Annotated in this window: 17 protein-coding genes and 1 pseudogene; 11 read left to right on the top strand and 7 right to left on the bottom strand. The window is 60.2% G+C overall.

From position 1 onward, the window contains the following. Window positions 1-876, bottom strand: coding sequence for a branched-chain amino acid ABC transporter permease (locus FJ978_RS01695; protein WP_140569621.1), 876 nt, complete (start codon window positions 874-876; stop codon window positions 1-3). A 202-nt stretch (window positions 877-1078) separates the two neighbouring features. Next, window positions 1079-2431 carry a substrate-binding protein gene (locus FJ978_RS01690; RefSeq protein WP_140569620.1) on the bottom strand — a complete coding sequence of 451 codons (1353 nt, stop codon included), beginning with the start codon at window positions 2429-2431 and terminating at the stop codon, window positions 1079-1081. A gap of 232 nt (window positions 2432-2663) precedes the next feature. Between FJ978_RS01690 and FJ978_RS01685 the strand changes: the two genes are divergently transcribed. Continuing rightward, the gene (locus tag FJ978_RS01685) at window positions 2664-3407 is read left to right on the top strand and encodes a Crp/Fnr family transcriptional regulator (protein WP_140569618.1); all 744 of its coding nucleotides are present in this window, start codon (window positions 2664-2666) and stop codon (window positions 3405-3407) included. Between the two features lie 282 nt (window positions 3408-3689). Then, complete coding sequence (locus FJ978_RS01680; protein ID WP_140569616.1) at window positions 3690-4289, top strand: carbonic anhydrase; 600 nt, start codon at window positions 3690-3692, stop codon at window positions 4287-4289. Window positions 4290-4507: 218 nt separating this feature from the next. Here FJ978_RS01680 and FJ978_RS01675 read toward each other — a convergent pair whose 3' ends face one another. After that, a complete protein-coding gene (locus tag FJ978_RS01675) occupies window positions 4508-5404 on the bottom strand; it encodes a LysR family transcriptional regulator (protein WP_140569614.1) in 897 nt (298 codons plus the stop codon). A gap of 115 nt (window positions 5405-5519) precedes the next feature. On the opposite strand from FJ978_RS01675, the gene FJ978_RS01670 reads away from it, so the two are divergent. The 4 genes from FJ978_RS01670 (at window position 5520) to FJ978_RS01655 (ending at window position 8595) form a co-directional block, all read left to right on the top strand. After that, complete coding sequence (locus FJ978_RS01670; RefSeq protein ID WP_140569612.1) at window positions 5520-6386, top strand: NmrA/HSCARG family protein; 867 nt, start codon at window positions 5520-5522, stop codon at window positions 6384-6386. A gap of 47 nt (window positions 6387-6433) precedes the next feature. Further along, window positions 6434-7237 carry an alpha/beta hydrolase gene (locus FJ978_RS01665; protein ID WP_210241429.1) on the top strand — a complete coding sequence of 268 codons (804 nt, stop codon included), beginning with the start codon at window positions 6434-6436 and terminating at the stop codon, window positions 7235-7237. Window positions 7238-7385: 148 nt separating this feature from the next. Then, window positions 7386-8015: an SDR family oxidoreductase gene (locus FJ978_RS01660; protein WP_140569611.1), complete on the top strand. Its 630-nt coding sequence runs from the start codon at window positions 7386-7388 to the stop codon at window positions 8013-8015. A gap of 133 nt (window positions 8016-8148) precedes the next feature. After that, window positions 8149-8595 (top strand): hypothetical protein, encoded by a 447-nt coding sequence (locus tag FJ978_RS01655; RefSeq protein WP_246678025.1) that lies wholly within the window; start codon window positions 8149-8151, stop codon window positions 8593-8595. Between the two features lie 1570 nt (window positions 8596-10165). On the opposite strand, the gene FJ978_RS01640 is transcribed toward FJ978_RS01655, so the two are convergent. From FJ978_RS01640 to FJ978_RS01630, 3 genes and pseudogenes are all read right to left on the bottom strand, one after another. Beyond that, window positions 10166-10450 (bottom strand): hypothetical protein, encoded by a 285-nt coding sequence (locus FJ978_RS01640; protein ID WP_140569900.1) that lies wholly within the window; start codon window positions 10448-10450, stop codon window positions 10166-10168. A gap of 219 nt (window positions 10451-10669) precedes the next feature. Beyond that, window positions 10670-10900: pseudogene (locus FJ978_RS01635) on the bottom strand (hypothetical protein); the annotation flags it as partial. Window positions 10901-11330: 430 nt separating this feature from the next. After that, window positions 11331-12194 carry an ATP-dependent DNA ligase gene (locus FJ978_RS01630; protein WP_140569609.1) on the bottom strand — a complete coding sequence of 288 codons (864 nt, stop codon included), beginning with the start codon at window positions 12192-12194 and terminating at the stop codon, window positions 11331-11333. Between the two features lie 83 nt (window positions 12195-12277). Here FJ978_RS01630 and FJ978_RS01625 point away from each other — a divergent pair, with 83 nt between their 5' ends. The 3 genes from FJ978_RS01625 (at window position 12278) to FJ978_RS01605 (ending at window position 13740) form a co-directional block, all read left to right on the top strand. Further along, on the top strand, window positions 12278-12472 hold the full coding sequence (locus tag FJ978_RS01625) for a hypothetical protein (RefSeq protein WP_140569607.1): 195 nt from the start codon (window positions 12278-12280) through the stop codon (window positions 12470-12472). 127 nt (window positions 12473-12599) lie between these two features. Then, on the top strand, window positions 12600-12830 hold the full coding sequence (locus tag FJ978_RS01620; RefSeq protein ID WP_140569605.1) for a hypothetical protein: 231 nt from the start codon (window positions 12600-12602) through the stop codon (window positions 12828-12830). Window positions 12831-13506: 676 nt separating this feature from the next. Continuing rightward, complete coding sequence (locus tag FJ978_RS01605; RefSeq protein ID WP_140569603.1) at window positions 13507-13740, top strand: polymerase; 234 nt, start codon at window positions 13507-13509, stop codon at window positions 13738-13740. A gap of 448 nt (window positions 13741-14188) precedes the next feature. On the opposite strand, the gene FJ978_RS01600 is transcribed toward FJ978_RS01605, so the two are convergent. Next, the gene (locus tag FJ978_RS01600; RefSeq protein WP_140569601.1) at window positions 14189-14464 is read right to left on the bottom strand and encodes a DUF3102 domain-containing protein; all 276 of its coding nucleotides are present in this window, start codon (window positions 14462-14464) and stop codon (window positions 14189-14191) included. A gap of 212 nt (window positions 14465-14676) precedes the next feature. On the opposite strand from FJ978_RS01600, the gene FJ978_RS01595 reads away from it, so the two are divergent. Next, entirely contained in the window at window positions 14677-14934 is a 258-nt protein-coding gene (locus FJ978_RS01595) for a hypothetical protein (RefSeq protein ID WP_140569599.1), read from the top strand. Between the two features lie 2 nt (window positions 14935-14936). Next, window positions 14937-15329 (top strand): hypothetical protein, encoded by a 393-nt coding sequence (locus FJ978_RS33055; RefSeq protein ID WP_246678023.1) that lies wholly within the window; start codon window positions 14937-14939, stop codon window positions 15327-15329. The last annotated feature ends 56 nt before the right edge of the window (window positions 15330-15385 follow it).

The following is a 15385-nucleotide window of genomic DNA, read 5'->3' as shown; positions in this document are numbered from 1 at the left end:
CTATTCGCGCCCAGCCGTGCCGAGCAGCCCATGCGGGCGCAGCACCAGCACGAGCGTCATAGCCACGAACAGCATGACGTAGGAATAGCCGGGATTGAACATCGAGGTGATGCTGATGATCTCGCCGGCGATGAGGCCGCCGATGATGGCGCCCAGAAAGGAGCCGACGCCGCCGATCACCACGACGACGAAGGTCTGGACCAGGATCGCCTCGCCGACATCGGGCGCGATCGACACCACGGGCGCGTTGACGATGCCGGCGAAGCCCGCAGCCATCGCGCCGATGCCGAAGACGAGCATGAATATCCTGTAGACGTCGATGCCGAGCGAATCGACCATCACCGAATCCTCGATGCCTGCCCGGACGATCATTCCGATGCGGGTTCGGTAGAGCACGAAATAGAGCGCCAGCAGCGCAACGGCGACGATGCCGAGCAGCGCCAGGCGGTAGGTCGGGTAGATCATGAAACCGAGATTGGTGATGCCGACCAGCAGTCCCGGCGGGGGCACCGTCTGCGACATGCTGCCGAAGAAAAAGCGCACTGCCTCGACGAAGACGATACCGAGGCCGAAAGTGACGAGAAGTTGGTCCTCTTGCGGCCGCGTGTAGAAATGCCGGATGATGAGCCTTTCGACCACCACGCCGACAGTCATCACAAACAGCGAGCCCGCCACGACCGCGACGAGGAACGACCCCGTGTAGGTGTAGGCGACCCAGCCGGCATAGCCGCCCAGCATGAACATCGCGCCATGGGCGAGGTTCAGCACGCCCAGCGTGCCGTAGATGATCGTCAGGCCGGAAGAGATCAGCGCCAGGAGCGCGCCGAGAACCAGCCCGTTGAAGCATTGCGAGATGAAATTCGCCCAGTTGATCACGCTGCGCCTGCCTTGATGGTGAAGGATATGCCCGGTCCCTCGCGTCGCCAAGGGCCAACGGACAAGCCGCGCACGATCGGCATGCCGGTGGCCTGCCGCCGAAGCGCGAATCCGTGCGCGCCTATCGGCTGCAGCCAGTCGTGATGCGAACGCCCTCCCCGCCCGTGACAGGCGGAGAAGGCGAGGCGCGGGGCGCGGGGTATCAGGTGTAGTCGCCGAGGTTGCAGCCGAACGCGTCAGGCTTCTGCATCAGACCTTCGCCCGGAACGACTTCGAGCACTTCCCAGAAGTCCTCGTCGTTCTTCATATCCTTCTTGGCCTTGCCGCGGACGATGACGACGGGACGGATGCATTGATGATCTTCGGGCCGGTAGTGGACATCGCCCAGAAGGGAGGGAATGGTCTGACCCTTTTCATATTGCTTGATGACATCCGGAGGATAGAAGCTGCCGGCCTCCGAAACCATGCGCGCCCAGTGGGCGAAACTGACATAGCTGTTCTCGGCGCCCCATTCCGGCCGATAGCCGAACTTTGCCTGGAAAGCCTCGACGAACTGCTTGGCGAGCGGATATTGGTCCTCCTGCGTCCACCAGAAATCGGTAGCCGCGAAGACGCCCTCGGTGATTTCCGCCCCCACTTCCTTGGCCAGGAACGGGATCTGGTAGGGGATGACGAGCTTCATGTTGGGCAGGAGACCGAACTGCTTCGCCTGCTGCGTCGACAGCACCGCGTCGCGGCCCCAGTTGACATTAATGAGGAACTCGGCGCCGGAATTGGCGATGTTGGTGAGATACTGGCTGAAGTCTTGGGTGCCAAGTGGAGACACCTGATTGGTCACCATCTCCCAGCCGCCCTGCGAGGTCAGGTAGTCGTTCACCGATTTGGTGACAGTGTGGCCGTAGGTGTAGTCCGGCGTCATGAACGCCGCCTTCTTGCCCTTGCCGAACTGCTTCAGCAGCACCGGGCCGATCGCGGCCGCGGCGGTCTGTCCAAAGAAGTTCTGGCGGAAGCCGTAGCGAACGCAATCCTTGCCGGTGGTATCGTTCGAGCCGGAAATTCCTGCGACGTAGAGGACCTTCTCGCGCTGCGCGAACTTGTTGAGCGCAACGGCGACCGCCGACGAGGTCGAGCCGGTCATCAGGATGATCTTGTTCTGGTTGATGTAGTTCTGCTCGACCTCGACGGCCTGGTTCGGCTTGGCCACGCTATCGGCGGACAACAGCTCCACTTTTTTGCCTAGCAGCCCTTTATCGACCTTCGGCGCCAGCGCCTTCAACAACGCGTGACCCTCGTTGATATGCTCGACGGCGAGCTGCCATCCCTTGAGCTCGTCGGCCCCCTGGAGCGCATATGTGCCCGTGAGCGGCACCGCTGCGCCGATGTAGACAGTGTCGCCTTGTGATCCGGTGGGCCAAGTGCCGATGGCGGGCTTGTCGTCGGCCGCGAAGGCCGCAAGGCTGGACCAGGGCAAGACGGCGCTGCCCAGCAAACCCGCACCGGCATGCAGTACCGTGCGGCGGGATATATTGGCGGAATCCTTGTCGTCGAGCGGCATCCGTTGTTCCTCCTAAGCCCTGGAGCCGTCCGATGGCTCTCGTTGTTCTTCCCAGCTTTCCGACCGGCTCTTTTTCCAAATCGAGGTCGAAAAAGGCGCCTGTTCGCATGGTTATTCGCGGCGACGCCGGCAGCCCAGTCAATACAACTTTCGTTTGATGATCCTGTTGATTCATCTGGATTAATAAGCGTAGGAAGGTTTTACTGCAGATCCTGAGTTCTGGAAAACTGGCATGCCGCTGACCGGCCACCCGATCGTGACCAGACTGACACGTGCAATGAAGCTGGATGCGGCCGACATCGAACGCCTTGCGGCGATCTTCGAGGGCGATCTTTCCTTCCGGAAACGAGAGGAACTCATCGTTCACGGCTCGGAATTCCGAAATTTTTGTTTCGTTAAGGACGGCTACGCGATCCGCTACAGGTTGCTTCGCAACGGCAAGCGACAAATCTTGAAGCTCATCCTGCCCGGCGACATCATTGGATTCCCAGTCAGTTTTCTCGATCGATCCAGCTACGCGGTCGTTGCCGTGAGCGAACTGGTTTACGCTGTTTGTCCGTTCGATTCTTACGTTCGGCTTTGCTACGATCAGCCACAATTCGGTTTGGTCTTAAGCTGGCTCGCCGCCCAGGAGGCCGCGACCTATGCGGAACACATCGTCAACCTCGGTCGGCGCACGCCAATCGAAAGGTTGGCGCACCTCTTGCTCGATATTCATTCGCGTCTCCAGGAGGTCGGGCTTGCGGATGAGACGCGTTTCGATCTGCCATTCTCGCAAGAAGTCATGGCGGATGTGCTCGGGTTGAGCGTTCCGCATCTCAATCGGATTCTTCAGCAGTTGCGCGCCGACCGACTTATCACCAGCAACTTGCGCACCGTCGATCTGAACGACCTTGAGCGCTTGAAAAGACTGGCTCAATATGAGCCGATGGCTCTCGCCTCGATTCCAATGCTGAGGCACTTGCAATCGCCTTAAGCAAGTGGAACATCGCTGACTGCAATGTGGTCAGCCCGTCGATGAGCGGCCGTACCCACGACGTTCGACGTCTGAGCTATTGGTTTTTGAGCTCCATCTGAGATCGTTCACGGCAGCTGCTGAACCACCATACTGCGATGCGGGCGCACGGCGAGGGAGAGTCCGGAGTATGTGCTGCGGGCGATTCAGGGGCGTGAAAAAGCGCGTGGCCCTCCCGACAGGAGCGGTGTACTGACCAAAAGCTAAACGGCGACAAGTGGTGGTCGAAATAGAGGTGTTGATGTGCTCAACGAGCTCTTTGCGAAAAACCGGGCCTGGTCCGAAGAACGTCGCCGCGACGATCCCCATTATTTCGAACGGCTTTCCAATCTTCAGCGACCGCAATACCTCTGGATCGGTTGTTCGGACAGCAGGGTACCTGCCAACACGATCACCGGCTTGGAGCCGGGTGAAGTCTTCGTGCATCGCAATGTTGCAAACCTTGTCCACCCAAGCGACCTGAACCTGCTGTCGGTCCTCGAATACGCGATAGACGTGTGGGAGGTGTCACACGTCATTGTCTGTGGCCACTATGGATGTGGCGGCATTCGGGCTGCGCTCGACGGAGAAAGGCACGGGATCATCGACCATTGGCTGCAGCCCATTCGCGACGTGGCCGAGCGGAACAGAGACGACCTCGACCGCCTCCCCAATCTGACATCGCGCCTCAATCTCGTCTGTGAAATGAGTACGCGCAACCAGGTTGCGCGTCTCGAGAGGACGCCAATCGTGCAGTGGGCCTGGAAGCGCGGCAAGCGCATGCGGATACATGGCTGGGTATATGGGCTGACGGACGGGTTAATCTCGGACCTTCAGTGCAGCGTGCCGGCGCTGCAAGGCTGAACCCGCTCGCTGAATCTCAGTCTCCATCTTGTGCCGGTGCTTGAAGCGTCAGGGTCGGAGCCGCCGACGGAAGTGAACGCGGGCGATCGTTGGGGGCTGGAGTCCCTGCTCGATCTGGCGGACAAAATCCAGGAGTCCTAATCGTGTGACGAGTATTCCAGAATGGTTGTGGCCTTGGAACCATGGCGAAAGACAGTTCTTGATCTCGGCTGCCGGCGCTATGGCCCGAAACGATCCTGCAGGGTCGGAAAAGTCCTTTCAATCACATCCAGGAAAGCGCGAACCTTGGCGCCGACAAGACGTCGCGAGCTTTGCAGCGCCCAGATTTCGACAGACGGACCGGCGTGAGTTCCCCAGCAAACGAGCCGGCCCGCGTCGATATCGCCCGCGACAAGAAGCTTCGGAAGCAACGCCGCTCCCGCACCTTCCAAAACAGCCTCGCGCACCATTAGCAGAGAAGAGAAGCGCAGGAGGGGCTCGGGTTTGAAAAGGACTTCGTCCTCAAGATCGGATTTCATGCGCCACACAACATCCAGCGAAGTTGCGCTCAGCAGGACCGCCTTTACGGGACTCGGTGTACCGCCATGCGCCGGCTGAGGGCGCGGCATGTCCGGTGAGGCGACGATCAGGCGCTCGTCATTGAGAAAACGGCGACCGATGAGCCGCTCATCCGGTGAAGGATCAATCCGGATCACAAGGTCGTAGCCATCCTCGACTGGATCGACCTTGCGATCCTCGGCAACGATCTCAAGCTTGACCTGCGGGTAGGCGAGAGCGAACCGGGTGCCGATCCTGGGAAGCACCACATGCGCGAAAACCACAGGAGCGCTCACCCGCAGCCTGCCTCTCGGGGTGGAAGCACCCAAGACAATCGCCTCCCCCGCCTCCGCGATTTCCGATAGCAGTGCGTCGGTGCGCTCGTGAAGCGCTCGCCCTTCGTCTGTCAGCCGCAAACTTTGGGATCCACGCTCGACCAGCCTCACGCCAAGGCTATGTTCGAGTTCGCTCACATGGCGCGACAATGTCGCTTTGGATCGCCCGGAGATGCGACCGGCTCGGCCGAAACCGCCATGAGTGGCAACGAGGTTGAAGTCCGTCAGAGCTTCGAGATCCATAGGATGGATGTTCCAATATCGAGACAGGTTGTTTCTAACATGGCATCTTCCGCTCATGATTGGAACGCGTATCTTTCTCTCGACAACGAGACAATCATCATAAGGAGTTTTCACAATGGCTATTTTGGTAACCGGCAGCACCGGGACGATCGGGTCCCAAGTCCTGGCCCACCTGCAGGGTCGCAACGTCGAGGTTCGCGCCTTGACTCGTTCCCCAGAGGCGGCGCAGCTACCATCAGGTGTAAAGGCGGTCCGCGGTGATCTCGCCGACCCGGATTCGCTGCGATCCGCGCTGGAAGGCGTCAGCACATTGTTCCTGCTCGCCCCGAATGTCGCGGACGAATTGACCCAGACCATGCTTGCGCTGACGGTGGCTCGCGAGGCCGGCGTCAAGGGCATCGTCTATCTCTCGGTGTTCGGCGGCGAACCCTATGCCGACGTTCCGCATTTCGCGGGCAAGTACACGGTCGAGCGGATGATCGAGGCGCTTGATCTGCCCGCGACGATCCTGCGGCCCGCCTACTTCATCCAGAACGATCTTCGTCAAAAGGACGTGCTTCTGAAGGCCGGCGTCTATGGCTCGCCGATCGGCGCGAAGGGCATCTCGATGGTCGATATCAGAGACATCGGCGAGGCCGCCGCGATCGAGCTGGTTCGCCGCGAGCAGGCAGCGACGCCGCTCGGCCGCGAGATCTACGCTTTGGTTGGTCCGGACAGCCTGACCGGCGAAGGTATCGCCGCCATCTGGAGCGAGGCTCTCGGCCGCGCGGTCCGCCATGGCGGCGACGATCTCGTCGTCATGGAGCAGCGCACGAAGACCATGCTGCCCGCCTGGCACGCGCTCGATCTGCGCCTGATGTTCAGCCGGTATCAGACGGAAGGCGCGGTGGCGACCGCGAACGACATTGCCCGCCTGACCAAGCTGCTCGGTCATGCCCCGCGCTCCTATGCCGCTTTTGCCAAGGATGCCGCGACGCAGTGAGCGAAGGGCTGAGCCCACATCCCTACCCCAACCAAAGAGACCAAACGATGACGACGATCCAACCTCTCTTGCCTGAAGACGTTCCGGCCGTGGCTGGAATGCGACAGGCCGCCTCGGCCCACAAGGGCGAAAAGCTCGGGCCTGAGGCGCGGCCGATGTTCGACGCCATGTTCGCTGCCACACCTGCCGCTGCGGATGTGCGGGTTGAGCCTGCGACGGTCGGGGGCATTGCCGGCCTCTGGCTCCGGCCGCCGAACGCACGACCGGGCGCACGCATGCTCTATATTCATGGTGGTGGCTATGTGCTCGGCTCAGCCGAGGCGCTCATCAACTTCGCGGGCCAGATCGCCGCACGCGTTGGCGCCAACACCTTCGTCCCGGACTACCGGCTCGTGCCCGAGTATTCGTTCCCGGCAGCGATCGACGATGCGGTAGCTGCCTATCGCGGTCTCGTTGCGGAGGGTGCCGAACGGATCGTCGTTGTAGGGGACTCCGCAGGTGGCGGTTTGACATTGGCACTGCTGTCGATCCTGGCCGCCGACAAGACGAAGGGCACGGTGCAACCAGTCGGGGCAGCGGTGATGTCGCCCTGGACCGACCTTGCGCTCACCGGCGACAGCTTCGAGACAAGGGCAGAGGCGGACCCGATCTTCACGCGCGGCGTGCTCCAGGGCTTCGCGGGAATGTATCTTCAGGGCCAGGATGCCACGAACCCCAAGGCGTCGCCGCTCTATGCGCAGCTCCGCGGCCTGCCGCCGATCCGCATCGATGTCGGCGACGACGAATTGCTGCTCGCCGATTCGACCCGCTACGCCGGCCGGGCGCGGGCGGCCGGCGTGGAGATCACATAGTCGGTCTGGGAGGGCATGCCGCACGTGTTCCAATCCTCCCTCGGCCAGTTCCTCGCAGCTTTGCAGTCCGTGAACGCCATCAGCGACTTCCTCCGCCAGCGTCTCATCGATTTTTCCCCCTCCATCAGCACGCCTTCGGAGGTTTGACATGAAAATTCTGGTATTAGGCGCCACAGGCGCAACCGGCCGGCTGATTGTCAGCAAGGCTCTCGCACAGGGATACGACGTCGTAGTCCTCGTTCGCTCCAAGGCGAAGGCCGAGAACCTCGCCGGCGCCGAGCTTGTCGAGGGCGACGCCCGCGATCCCGCCGCGCTGACCCATGCCATCGCAGGCTGCGAAGCCGTTATCAGTTCATTGGGCACCGCCATGAGCCCGCTCCGCGAGGTGACGATGCTCTCGACAGCGACGCGCGTGCTGGTCGGCGTCATGGAGCGGCAAAACATCCGTCGTCTGGTGTGCATCACCGGCCTCGGCGCCGGTGACAGTCGCGGCCATGGCGGCTTCTTCTTCGACCGGCTGCTCCTGCCCCTGATGCTGCGGAAAGTCTACGAAGACAAGGATCGCCAGGAAGATGCCATTCGGGGCAGCACGCTCGACTGGATTGTCGTTCGACCGATGGTCCTCAACGATAAGCCAGCGCGCGGTGGCATCAAGGCGTTGACCGACCTTTCAAGTGTACATGGCGGGACGATCGCGCGAGCCGATGTCGCGGAGTTCGTCGTCCAGCAACTCACTACGGATACTTGGCTGCGTAAATCGCCCCTGATCAGTTGGTGAAAGTGGCTAGACTTAGACTAGTGAAACCCACGCTCTAGCCGACCTGATCGGCGGCCGATCCAAGTGCCGGGGCTCGGCGAACTTCATCGTTGAAGATGGAACTGCCGGGGGCCTTTAGCGCTCTTGTTCGAGGTTGAACTTTGTCGCCGAAGACGTACGGTCACTTTCGAAACCCGAAAATTCATGGAGCGTCTCAATGACGCGAATACTGTTTGTCGGCCAGAAACCGGAAACCGTCGACTTCTCGGACCCGTCCTTGCCGCCTGGCTTTGAAGCCGAAAAGATCAACGCTGGGATCGCTTTGGGCGTGGCAAAAATCGAGGAACGGGGCTGGCAGGGTGATACCTGCATGATCACGCCCGATGCCGTCGGATTTGCCGCACTCAAAAGAACGCTGAGCGATGCGACATACGATTGCGTGGTGATCGGTGGCGGCCTCAGGCTTCCGCCCAAGGGCCTGCCGCTGTTCGAAACCGTTGTGAACATCGTCCACAAGGCTGCGCCCAACGCCGCTATAGCCTTCAACACGAGACCCGAGGACACTGTGGAAGCCGCTGCCCGTCAGCTCCCCACCGGTTGAGGGGCTGCTGCGGACGTGACTTAGGAGAAGAGAATTTTTGCCGGTTGTGTGCCGGGCGGCGCACCTCACCAGAATGCACGGTTTCAGCCCTGTTGAGGCAGGCCCGCTATCTTTCGCGGAGGGGCATTCGCAAAGAAGGGAGCTGAAACTGGTTGCCAAACCCAAGCGCATCACCTTCGATTGCTACGGCACGCTGGTGCAGTGGCACCGGGCTTTGCGCAATGTCGTCGGCATTGTTCTGAGCTCCTCGCTTCGAAGATCTGGCGGGCAACTTCCAAAACCGGTTCTGACATCCGAATTTCTCCCATAAGCGCACGCAATTGGGGCTGAGGCGCAAGGCAGAAAGTTTGGAAAGCTTCTAAAAACTCCAGGGGAATTGGAGGCCAGAGCGGATGTTGCGGCCAATGGATATCGTAGCGAACGTCCGCAATGAAGCGGCAATTCTCGTCGGCAAAAGAGGGTCCGAATCGGACTATCGGCGGCTCTGTCGTGGGGAACGAAAAAGGAAAAGAAGCAGAACTTTTGTGTGCGATTTTTGCACACAGCGACTCGTAAATAGCTGATTTTATTTATGTATCTGCCCCATCCATCATCCGATTTATATCCGGCCCTATCCGTCGCTACTACGCCAGGGAACGCCGAGGTTGTCGGTCCTGCACATGGCTCGTAAACAACCGAGGTCTATTGCGGCTGGATTTCAAAGCCAAGGTGTGCGCCGGCTCGAATGTGCAGACCAATACACTACGCCTCGTTTGTTCTGTCGTGACCACTCGGCTTCGAGCATCCCGACGCGAGACCGCCACCGACGCTAATGATAATGAGCGTGGGAAGAAAGCGGACTCATTGCCAACCGCTGCACACCGGCTGGCTAATCATGACCTGAAATCGCGAAGGGTAGGCTTAGGTGAAAGGTTGCACCGCGCCCGTGGGAACCGATCGCCCACATGCGCCCACCATGCGACCCGATGATTGAACGGGCTACTTGTGGCCCCATGCCCGTTCCGTCTTGGCGGCGGGGGGAGCTCGAGGACGGATCACGTCCGTGGCTGCGACGTAGCGCCCTCCCCGCACTCACGTGATGACCACATATTTTGTCGGAGGCACCCTATCTAGAGACAGGGAAGCCCGCCACCGTGAGGCAGCGGGCCAAATTGCGTCATCCAACTCAACGCGCTGCCGTGCCCTAACCAGCGCCACCTTCCTCGCTTGTTTCCGCCATCGCCAAGGAGCTTGAGAACGCCGCCGATAGCATCGCCGACATGTCTCGGACGGATCTTCAGATCATCTTCGGCGGGGCTGCATTGATGCTCCGGAACGTCGCAGGCCTCCCGCTAGAGCCAGCCACGGAGGAAGCACTGAACTCCATTGCCGCCGAAATGAAAATCGGCCGTCGGATCTCATTCAGATCGTCCTGCGTGAGTGGCTGGAGACTCCGGATGATTGACGAGGAAAGCGAGACCGACGGGAGCCCTCACCAACATGGCTCGCAAGGGAATGGCCTGCAGAAAAAGGCCCGTGCCTAAGGGACGGGCCAAATACGTTTCGGGAACTATGCCTAGAGCGGTTATTCTTAGCCGCCCATCTTCTTCGCCATGGCGCAGAAATCCGCGTGCGACTTGTTGAGCGTGGTGTCGCCGCAGTCTTTCAGCACCGCCGTTTTTTCATCCGGCTTCATGGACATCCATGCGGTCTTGAAATCCGCTTCCGACCTCAAGGTTTTCATGCCGGCATCCGTGAAGAAAGGTGACATCGTTGCAGGATCATCGAGCGCGGAGGTGGTGTTGCTGCCTGCCAGCGCTGAGCCCGTCATCATTGCGAGCGCCATCGCGCCCATCGTAAGCATTTTGATGCTCATTTTTTCCTCCGTTAGTTCTACACGCGCAAATCGCGTGACCTGGGGAAAAAACGTCGGCGTCTGAACTCTGTTCCCGCATCTTGCCGATTCCTCATCGACAGCCCTCTGACGCTTGACGAGAATTTGCGACGGCGGACTTGATGCCGTCGCTACGCGCATCGCGGGCATTGTCAGATCTGCAGGTTCGGCTGATCGATCTCCGCCGCTACCGCCAGCCTTAGGGGGCAGCACCGGTCCCGTGGTGTTCCACCGGATGAACTCGACTTCCTTGCCGGTCACTTCCCGCACGGCTTTCAACAGCGCCTCATGCAAGACACGCGTCTGCCTGTAGTGGTCGCAGTGTGGCGATATGAACGGCTTTATGATGCTCAAGTGAAGGGCTTCCGCAGCCGCCAGAAAGCGCTCGATTTCAGCCTGCGATAATTGCTTGGAAGGTTTTGATCTGGCCATTGGTGGCGAACTCCGTTTGAGGGTGATCGCCGCGACGTGAGGACTATATTCCTGAACTCGTCGGCGCCGCAACCGCGCCCGGCAAAACCGCCGCTCATTTTGTACGAAATCAACCAACCCTCTCAGCGGGGAACACGCTCAGCGACTGAGCGTTGATGGGATCATATAACGCCGCCGCCGCACTGAGGCGGGGCGGAGGTTCGCGTATGTTGAACCAGCGTGGCTTCAGAACCTGCATCAGCCCTTACGATCTGGCTGTTTGCCAACGTGTCTTCGACAGGGTTTGCGCCGCCGAAAATCTCGATCCCCTAAGCCGAGACGCTGCGATATTAGCATCGATGGTAGTTGGGATTTTTCGAAATGCTCACACCAACGAACGCGAATTGCTCGAAGCAGTTATGTCTCGTCGCCTTCCAAAGGTCACATCCCCCTAAGTTTCCTCCCTGAAATCTAGCAGCTTGGCGTGGCGGAGCTTTTCCTCTCCCTTCAGGAACCGCACGCGACCGACGAGACCAGGCTTCAGCCATTCGGCCTTTTCCTTCTTGAGACCGATAGGCGGCGGCCCGCCGACTTTCCCTTGCACGCGATCCCATAGTCGCTGACGCTTGTCGGCTTTGAAGGCAACGAAAGCGCCGCCGGCATATTGACCCTTGTCGGCCATGAGCACCATTGCGGGCTTACCTGCCTCGCGCTGCACCCCGATGATGTCCATTTCTTTTTCGGCATAGCACTTGATCTTGCGCCAGTTCATCGTCGGGCCGCTGCGGTAGACGCTGTCCTTACGCTTTGAGACCATGCCCTCCAGCCCTGCCCTGTCCACCCGGCTATAAACTGCGGCCCCGGTGCCGGGCATGGCTTTGCTGACCTGAATGCGACCGACGGCTGGTATCAATTCCTGCAGGATTTCGCGGCGGTCTTCCACCGGCATGTTGCGCAAATCATGTCCGTTCAGGTGCAGGAGATCGAACGCCACCAGATAGAGGTCGCACGACGGCTTCCGGCGGGTGACGGCTGATTGCAGGGCGGGGAAGTCGGACAAGCCGGCCTCGTTGACTGTGATCGTCTCGCCATCGATGATGAAACTTTCGGCCTCGATCGCCTCCGCCTCTCCGGCAAGTTCGATATAGCGGCCGGTCCAGTCGTAACCGTTCTTGGTGAACAGACGGATCCCGTCTTCATCCTTGATAATCTGGGTGCGATACCCGTCAAATTTGATCTCATGGAGCCATTCGTCGCCTTGCGGTGGCGTGTCGACCAGCTCGGGTTCCATCGGTTTGATGAACTTCAGAGGCATGCGCTGACTCGCATAGTGCGATTCAATTAGCGCGCGCTAAAATGGTTCCGGAACATTTTAGGTAAATTGAAAGTTCGACGGGGATGACGAAGCTATCCGATCTTGGACCACCAATCCCCGGCAAACAGCATGGCGGCGAGCCGGCCGACGAGAACGACAATTTCTATACCTGCCCGACTTGCGGGCAGCAGGTCGACATGCGCGACTTGCGCGACTTGCGCCAGGTGATTTGGCACGAACGGCCGAAGCACAAACCGCTCTTCCTGTTGGTAGATTAGGCGGCGACATTCAGGGCGCCCTTTATCAGGGCTTCGCATCCGCTCTGTACGCTTCCGGCTCTTGATTTTTCCAGGGCGCGCTCCCACAGAATAGCTGATTGAGTTCCTGTCTCTTCGGGAGGATGGGATGGACATTCAAGCACCTGTCTGGCCTGTGCAGCAAACAGCGAAAGAGCTGGTCTGCGAGACCCTTCTTGGTTCTCAACCCGGCGACATAATCTCCGTAAAAGCGACGATTGCAGAAGTCCGCGACCATGGTCGTGAGCTCCATGAAACCGACTGCCAGTTGGTCCCAATGATCGTCGATTTTGCCGTCAAACGCGGGCTGTTCGTGGCATTCGACGTCCGCGAGCCCTAATGCCGCGCTGGTTCGCTCCCCCGGTCTATGTGAGGACCGACCGCCCTGGGTTTCGCCTTGGGGTCACCCGTGTCGATACTGCCGCCGAGGAACTCCTGAAGTGGCCCAACCGTGGACCCAGATGGCGACTGGGGCATGCCTTTCGGCCATGGATGGCAAGATGCCAACCAACAAGTTCCGACTGCTGTTTGAGGACGCGGCTCAGGAGGAGGAGATGCTGCTGCCCGATTAACATGTGTTAGTCCGCGAGGAACCTTCGGGACTTCCGTTCGTTGCGCGCCGGGCGCAACAACAAGCCGCTAGCTTCCGATGACCTCAGGTGCTGTCCTAGTTGTGGAGGATGAGAGCCTCATCCTGTTGGACGTCGAGCAATCCCTCGTTGAGGCAGGGTTCGAGGTCATAGCGGTTTATACAGGCGATGACGCCATCGCGGCCTTTGATCGAGCAGGGTGGAGCAACAGCCTAGGCAGCATCACAGGTCGCCCCCAGGTCGAATTGCGCTCCCTCAATGTGAGACCAAAGTCCCATCGGCGGACGCAAAGGTCCTATTCCAGAAACATAAGGCGTTCCGCTTCATTGACACGAAACTGACGGACAAACGTCCCTTCACCGTCAGTTCACAAGATGCCCGCCGCCTCCTGGTGAGGCAGCGGGCATTATGTTTGCGGAGAGCAGGATGCAATTTGGAGAGATCATTGCGAATGTCTTGGCCACCGCCCTGCTCGTGTGCGTGCTGGCAGCCGTATTATTTCTGTTTGGGGGGCCGATTTGGCCCGAGCCCAAGGCCAGGATGGTAATCCTTCTCCCGGCCGATGCCATGACGACGGCTTCAGTCAGGAAAGGCAACGAACCGAGCTTGCCACAGACCTTTGATATTAAACGCGCGCTGCCCCGACCCAAACTGCAATAGACGCCCCCCGTCTGCTACGTTAGGTATCCTTAATAAATGGTTCGTGAGGGTGGCGGTGTCGTATCAGATACGGGAGCTTCTGGCGGGGCGCGTGATAGCGGAATTTCGCGCGGAAGCGCCGACATCTTTTCGTGCAGCGGAAGTGGCAACAGGTCGAACTTTGACGCTCCACAGGACGGGAGACTACTTCATCGAGGTGACTGACGAGGCCAGCGGGAGAGTGTCCGAGTTTCAGTTCGCCGACTTGCTGTACTGAACAACCAGGCGCTGCGAGCCGCAGTGGGTCCGCCCCCACTGGCGAGCAGAGGCGGACCCGGCCGAGGGTTGGGGCCACTCAGCTGGCAGCGGGGGCTGCCGCCTTTAAAACCTGCTCCTAAATATCAAGTTCCGCTAATGCACAAAAAAGCCCGCCACCGGGTGGCAGCGGGCAGGGTCTGGAGTGCTGGGATCAACCAGCACAGGTCAACGAGCGGCGGCAGGGTTGGTTGCGGATGCATGTCGATCCGCCAACGCTCGGTTCACCCGCCCACTGCGTCCCCTCGCCCTTGTGCCCGCCTGTAGCCAGCCGCATGCATTGATGGCCCATGCCGCGTGACAGGCCTTCCTGCTTCTCGAGCCATGGGCCGAAATGGCCGTGCGGCAGCGATGCCTTCTGGTGGAGCAGCCAGCGGCCGATCGCCAGCTTCTGCGGGGATAAAAGAGCGATGGCTTGCGTATAAGTCACGACTTATGCAATATCCGCTCGTTCCCAACGACGAGGCGCGGCATGCTGGCACGGACGGTTCACCCCTGCGACATCCACGCAATCGCCCGTATGTGCGGGGTGAAGCTTTACGACAGCGCCGAGAACCGATCGAGCGGCCGCAAGCCCGGCTACTGCCATTGCAAGCCGACGGTTCGCGCGATCGGCGCCGGCATGGCGAGCAGCACCTGGCCATGGTGCTCAAACTCATCAACTCCACTGGCAACGGGCATGACCTGCATGCCGCCACGCTGCAGGCTGTCTCTGCGGTGCTCCTGACCGGTGAGGTCGAGCTCAACGCCAACCTGTTCCTGGCCATGGATGAAATAGACCTGGGCAGGCTCAGGGCGGCCACCAAGGCGCCGCTGCCGGGCTCGACGGCAGATGTCATGGCCGGCGCGCTGCTGGCGCTGCTCACAGGCCCTGCAATCGCGACGCGCGTGGAATATTAGCCATGACGCCTTTCACCGAAATCGAGATCGAAGACATCGGCACCTATCGGCTCCCGAACCAATGGCAAATCCAGCGGCTGAGGTGCCTTCGTGGTGAGGAGCGCCACACCGCCGTCCTGGCCATCGGTTGCGGGATGATGATGCGCCAGTTCAACAAGCTGCCGGCCGATAAGCAGGCAGAGGTGCACCGTGCCTATCTCGCCCTGATGTCCCGAGCAATGTCGCGCCGCTGGCAGATTCCCAGCCGGCCGACACTCGAGCCACTCCCCGCGGGCACATGTCAGACGGACAAAAGCTCGTCATCGGTCGCTGGCTGCTGCACAACAAGGCGTCATTGCCGCATGGTCATTTCGGGCCGTGGTTGGAGAAGCAGGAGCGCCTGTCGCGATCCATAGCCTCGCAACGCATCCGGCTGGCCACAGGCGGGCGCTAGGACAAGCGGGGCGCGTTG

Origin of the sequence: Mesorhizobium sp. B1-1-7 (genome assembly GCF_006442705.1) — a bacterium.
GTDB lineage: Bacteria > Pseudomonadota > Alphaproteobacteria > Rhizobiales > Rhizobiaceae > Mesorhizobium > Mesorhizobium opportunistum.
This window is presented reverse-complemented; position numbering and strand designations above follow the sequence as displayed.

Bases quoted from the DNA above. Each gene is read 5' to 3' on its own strand.
- FJ978_RS01620 (WP_140569605.1), top strand. From the start codon at position 12,600: ATGGACATTCAAGCACCTGTCTGGCCTGTGCAGCAAACAGCGAAAGAG.
- FJ978_RS01665 (WP_210241429.1), top strand. From the start codon at position 6,434: ATGACGACGATCCAACCTCTCTTGCCTGAAGACGTTCCGGCCGTGGCT.
- FJ978_RS01630 (WP_140569609.1), bottom strand. From the start codon at position 12,194: ATGCCTCTGAAGTTCATCAAACCGATGGAACCCGAGCTGGTCGACACG.
- FJ978_RS01675 (WP_140569614.1), bottom strand. From the start codon at position 5,404: ATGGATCTCGAAGCTCTGACGGACTTCAACCTCGTTGCCACTCATGGC.
- FJ978_RS01595 (WP_140569599.1), top strand. From the start codon at position 14,677: ATGGTGCTCAAACTCATCAACTCCACTGGCAACGGGCATGACCTGCAT.
- FJ978_RS01670 (WP_140569612.1), top strand. From the start codon at position 5,520: ATGGCTATTTTGGTAACCGGCAGCACCGGGACGATCGGGTCCCAAGTC.
- FJ978_RS33055 (WP_246678023.1), top strand. From the start codon at position 14,937: ATGACGCCTTTCACCGAAATCGAGATCGAAGACATCGGCACCTATCGG.
- FJ978_RS01640 (WP_140569900.1), bottom strand. From the start codon at position 10,450: ATGAGCATCAAAATGCTTACGATGGGCGCGATGGCGCTCGCAATGATG.
- FJ978_RS01605 (WP_140569603.1), top strand. From the start codon at position 13,507: ATGCAATTTGGAGAGATCATTGCGAATGTCTTGGCCACCGCCCTGCTC.
- FJ978_RS01685 (WP_140569618.1), top strand. From the start codon at position 2,664: ATGCCGCTGACCGGCCACCCGATCGTGACCAGACTGACACGTGCAATG.
- FJ978_RS01625 (WP_140569607.1), top strand. From the start codon at position 12,278: ATGACGAAGCTATCCGATCTTGGACCACCAATCCCCGGCAAACAGCAT.
- FJ978_RS01690 (WP_140569620.1), bottom strand. From the start codon at position 2,431: ATGCCGCTCGACGACAAGGATTCCGCCAATATATCCCGCCGCACGGTA.
- FJ978_RS01660 (WP_140569611.1), top strand. From the start codon at position 7,386: ATGAAAATTCTGGTATTAGGCGCCACAGGCGCAACCGGCCGGCTGATT.